This is a genomic window from Streptomyces europaeiscabiei (assembly GCF_001550375.1).
Classification (GTDB): Bacteria; Actinomycetota; Actinomycetes; order Streptomycetales; family Streptomycetaceae; genus Streptomyces; species Streptomyces europaeiscabiei.
The window spans coordinates 1-4,859 of sequence record NZ_LRTR01000342.1 but is presented as its reverse complement, the minus strand read 5'-3'; the positions used below and the strand labels follow the sequence as shown (position 1 = coordinate 4,859).

The 4,859-nt window shown below is 73.7% G+C and carries 3 protein-coding genes; all 3 read left to right on the top strand.

Annotated elements, in window-relative coordinates; translation table 11 throughout:
• Positions 1–62: 62 nt before the first annotated feature.
• Complete coding sequence (locus tag AWZ10_RS16515) at positions 63–2,285, top strand: bifunctional glycosyltransferase/CDP-glycerol:glycerophosphate glycerophosphotransferase (protein WP_060891442.1); 2,223 nt, start codon at positions 63–65, stop codon at positions 2,283–2,285.
• A 24-nt stretch (positions 2,286–2,309) separates the two neighbouring features.
• Positions 2,310–3,578: a hypothetical protein gene (locus AWZ10_RS16510; RefSeq protein ID WP_060891441.1), complete on the top strand. Its 1,269-nt coding sequence runs from the start codon at positions 2,310–2,312 to the stop codon at positions 3,576–3,578.
• Positions 3,579–3,617: 39 nt separating this feature from the next.
• Positions 3,618–4,859, top strand: a 1,242-nt coding sequence (locus tag AWZ10_RS16505) for a hypothetical protein (RefSeq protein WP_244172505.1), incomplete at its 3' end; no start/stop codon positions are given.

The window sequence follows — 4,859 nt, the reverse complement described above, 5'->3', positions numbered from 1 at the left end:
CTCGCCGAGCGGACCCCGGCCCCGGCGCCCGCCGCCGCGACCCTCGTGAGGAGCTGACGGACATGCCCCGCTTCACTGTCGTCGTCCCCGTCTTCGAGGTCCGGGGCTTGCTGCGCGAGTGCCTCGACTCGGTCCTGCAGCAGTCGTACCGGGATCTGGAGGTGATCGCCGTGAACGACTGCTCGCCGGACGGCAGCGGCGAGATCCTCGACGCGTACGCCGCCCACGACCCGCGCGTACGGGTGCTGCACCTGCCCGCGAACGTGGGTCCCGGCCGTGCCCGCAACGCCGGACTGCCTTACGCCGCCGGGGACTTCGTCCTCTTCCTGGACGGCGACGACGCTCTCGCCCCGGGCGCCCTGCGCGCGATGGCGGACCGGCTGGACGAGGCCGGCGATCCCGATGTGCTGGTCTTCGACCACGTTCGCACGTACTGGTGGGGCGAGACGCGGCGCAACCCGCTCGCGCACCTCCTGACCACGGTCGGCGAAGGCACCTTCACGGTCTCCGAGCGCCCGGAGATCCTCGGACTGCCGACGGCCGTGTGGACCAAGGCCTACCGTCGGGATTTCGTGGAGGCGCACGGCTTCCGGTTCCCGCCGGGCCACTACGAGGACACGCCCTGGACGTTCCCCGTGCTGTTCACCGCCGGGCGGATCGCCACGCTGGACCGGATCTGTGTGGCCCACCGGCAGAGGCGGCGGGGCGACCTCCTCTCCACCACCAGCCGTCACCACTTCGACGTGCACGACCAGTACGAGCGGGTCTTCGATTTCCTGGACTCCCGCCCCGAGAGGTCGAGTTGGCGGCCGTATCTCCGGGACAGGATGGCGAGGCACTGCCTGGAGGTCCTCGGCGCGCCCGACCGGGTGCCGTCGGGCGACCGGGCCGAGTTCTTCCGGCGGACGGCGGAGCTGTACCGGAAACACCGGTCGGACGACGGTCCCGTGGCCCCCGACTGCCGGGTCCTGGAGGGTGGTTGGACCGCCTACCGCGTCCGGCGACAGGCCACCAGGGTGCGTACCGCGCTCGGCGTACGCGGGGAGCGTGTGCGGGCGGCCGGTGCCGAGCTGATCGGACGGGGCTGGTCACTGACCCACGAGCGGCTGCCACTGGACCCGAACCTGGCCCTGTACTCGGCGTTCTCGCACCGAGGCGTGCTCGGCGACCCGGCGGCCGTGTACCAGGCCGCCCGTGATCTCGCGCCGCACATCCGCGGGGTGTGGGTGGTGCGGCCGGAACGGGTGGCGACGCTCCCTCCGGGTGTCGAGTACGTGACGCCGGGCTCGCCCGAGCATCTGCGGATGGCCGCGCGGGCGACGTACTTCGTCAGCAACGTCACCTGGCCCGGCACCCTCACCAAGCGGCCGGGCAGTGTGCACGTCCACACCCATCAGGGGACCCCGCTCAAGTTCATGGGCGCCGACCTGCTGCACAAGCCGGGTGCCCGGCTCGGTGTGGACGTGCCGGAGACGCTGCGCGGGGCCGACCGCTGGGACCACAGCCTCGTCGCCAACCGCCACTCCGAGCTGGTGTGGAGCAGGGCGTATCCGTGCGGCTTCACCTCGCTGCGCACCGGCAGCCCGCGCAACGACGTCCTCGTGAACGCCGGGCCGGACAGCGGCGCGGCCGTCCGGGAGCGGCTCGGCATCCCGGCCGGCCACACGGTCGTGCTGTACGCGCCCACGCCCCGCGACTACCGGCGGGGCGGTCACGTCGAACGCTTCGACCTCGCCCGGTTCGCCGCCGACCTGCGCCGCAGCCTGGGCGAGGCCCACACCCTCGTCGTACGGCTGCACCCGTCGCTCGCGGACGGCCCGGCGCGCGGTTCGGGGCTCGCCGAGCTGCACCGGCGGGGTGTCGTCGTGGACGCGACGGACGAGCCGCACGTCGAGGAGCTGATGCTCGCCTCCGACGTCCTGGTCACGGACTACTCGGCCCTGATGTTCGACTACGCCAACCTCGACCGGCCGGTCGTCGTCCACGCCGACGACCGGGACTCCTTCGCGGCGAGCCGGGGCATGTACCTGGACATCACCGCCGACCCGCCCGGCCATGTGTCCCGCTCCTACCGTGAACTGGCCTGGCTGTTCGACTCCGGGCGGTGGCGGGACACGGAGTCGGCGCGGCTGCGGGCCGGCTTCCGGGAGCGGTACTGCGAGTTCGACGACGGGCGGGCGGCCGAGCGGGTCGTACGGACGCTGATGCTGGGTGAGCGGGCGGTGGCGGTGCCCGCGCCGAGGTCGGTCGCATCGGTGACGAGCAGCGGCTTCGTGCTGTCATGAGGACACGGTCATGAGGGCGCGGTCATGAGGGCGCGGGCGTGGGTGCTGCTGCTCGCCGCCGGTTTCGCGCTGCTCCAGTTCGCGAGCGTCACCGGGCGCGCCACCCCCGACACCAGGAACTACGTGTCGTACGCCCTCAGTCTGGGCGGGGCGAGCATGCGGGAGTCGGCGGCCGGGACCATCGACCACTACTGCGGGAGCCGGGCGGCGACGGCCGAGCGGAACCAGCGTGTGGACGTGGTGCGGCTGCGTGCGCCGAGCCCGGCCGCGCGGGTCGCCGAGGAGTGCCGCCGGGAACTGTGGCGGAAGGTGGACCGGCGACTGGCTGCCGGGCAGACCCGCGGCCACATCGCGCCCTTCACCTCGGAGCGGTTCCAGCGGATCTTCGAGGTGCGGCCCGGGTATCCGGTGCTGCTGGCGCCGTTCGTCGCGGTGCTCGGAGTCGTGTGGGGCGTGTGGCTGGCGAGCGTACTGATCGCGGCGGCCGGGGGCGTACTGGCCTTCCTCGTCCTGCGCGCCGTCCGCGCCCCCACCCCCGTCGCCCTCACCGGCCAGGCCCTCTACTACGTCCTCCCGTGCGGCGCGACCGCCATGCGGCCCATGACTGAGGGGCTGTTGCTGGCCCTGACGCTGGCGGCGCTGTGGGGGTGCGCGCTGGCGGCGGAGGGGCGGGTGCGGGCGGGGGTGCTGCTGGTGGGCGGTGCCCTGTCGGCGCTGTTCACGGTGAAGCACTCGCAGGCGCTGTTCCTCGGGGTGTGTCTGGTGGGGGCGTGCGCGGTGGTCGCCGTGCGGCGCGCACGCGGTGGTGCACGAGAGGGGCGCGGGCCGGTCGAGCCGTGGGTGCGGGCGGTCGGGGCGGTGTCGGCGGGCGCGGTGGTGTGCACGCCGGCACTCGCCGGGCTGCTGCATTACCCGACGTCCGCCGAGAGCCTTCAGGACCTGCTCACCGACCACTTCACCCGCCCCGACCGAGCCCGGCCGTGGCCGGAGTTCCTGGGTCTGGAGTTCGACTTCTGGGTGGAGTGGGGGCGTCGGCAGCTGACCCAGCCGTTGTTCCCGGCCGCACTGGTGGCGGGCGCGTGGGGTGCGCTGCGGCAGCGGCCGGTGTTCGGGTGGTTCGTGCTCGCGGGCGCGTTCACGGGGATCCTCAACCAGGCCGGGCACCCGGACATCACCATCTGGGGCGACCGGCTGATCGTGGTGGCGTGGCTACTGCCGGTGCTGGGGCTGCCCCTGCTGCTGGAGCGTGTCACGGCACCCCGAAGCTCACTCGATGTGGTGACCGCGAGCTGAGCCGTTGACCCGTATGTCGATACAGGGAATACACGGCAGATGCCCCATACAGCCCAGGCCGATCAAAGTTCCGGTGCCGAATCCGGTGCCGGTGCCGGTGCCGGCCCGGACGCCGGTGCTGGCCCGGACGCCGGTGCCGGTGCCGGTGCGGAATCCGGTGCCGGTTCCAGCTCTCTGGACGCCGGCGATGCTCCCGGTCGGCGCCGCCCGCGGATCGCGCTCGGGGCCACCGCCCTGCGCGGCGGCCGTACCTGGCTGACCCGGCGGCCGACCCCGTATCTCGTCGCGGGCGGGCTGTTCTGGCTGGTGATGACGCTGGCGTACTGGCGGGTGCCGCTGTGCTGCGACGCCGGTCTGCACGCGGCGGTCGTCGAACGGCTCCGCTGGGACCTGCTGCACCCGGCCCACCCGACTGCCGCCCTGCCGGGTACGGGCAGCCCGTACTACTCCCCGTACGCCGTCGCCCAAGGCGTCCTCGCGCGGCTGACCGGACTGAGCGGCTGGTCTCTGGTGAAGCTCGCCGGGCCGGTGAACCTGCTGGTGCTGCTCACCGGGATCGGCCGTTTCGTGCGCGTACTGACGCCCCGGCCGTGGGCGCCGGTTTTCGCGCTGCTGTTCCTGACGTTGCCGTGGGGCCCCGAGCGGGTCCCGTGGAGCGGCGGCCTCGGGCTGATGTCGATGACGACGGACCTCGGCCATCCGTCGGCGTTCGCCATCGGGCTGACGTTCTGGGCGTGGGCCTGGACGGGGGCACGGGCGCGGGGCGGCGGGTTGGAGCGGCAGGTGCGGTACGTCGGGCCGAGCGGCCTCGGCGGCGCGGGGGCGTACGCCGGGCTCGGCGCGTTGTACGGGCTGATCCTGCTGGTCCATCCGATCACGGCCGCGGCTTCGGCTGCCGGCGCCCTGGCGATCGTGGCGGCCTGGCAGCGCGGGTGGCGGGGGCCGCTGGTGGGGCGCTGGGCTCTGACGGGAACGGCCGCCCTGGCGGTCGCGGTCCCCTGGCCCTACCACGACGTCCTGTCGCCGGCCGGAGGCGCGGTCGTGGACGGCATCCACCTGCTCCGCCACGAGGACATGGCCGGGCATCTCTGGCCGGCACTGCTCGGGCTGCCGGCCCTGTGGACACGGGGACGCCGGTCCCCCAGGGATCCGCTGGTGCTGATGTTCACGGCGGAGTGCCTGGTGGTGGCGTACGGCTGGACAGGCGGGCACCACGCGTACGGCCCGGTGCCGGCGCTCGCGGCCGTGCCCGCGCAGTTCGCCCTGGCGGTGGAGCTGGCG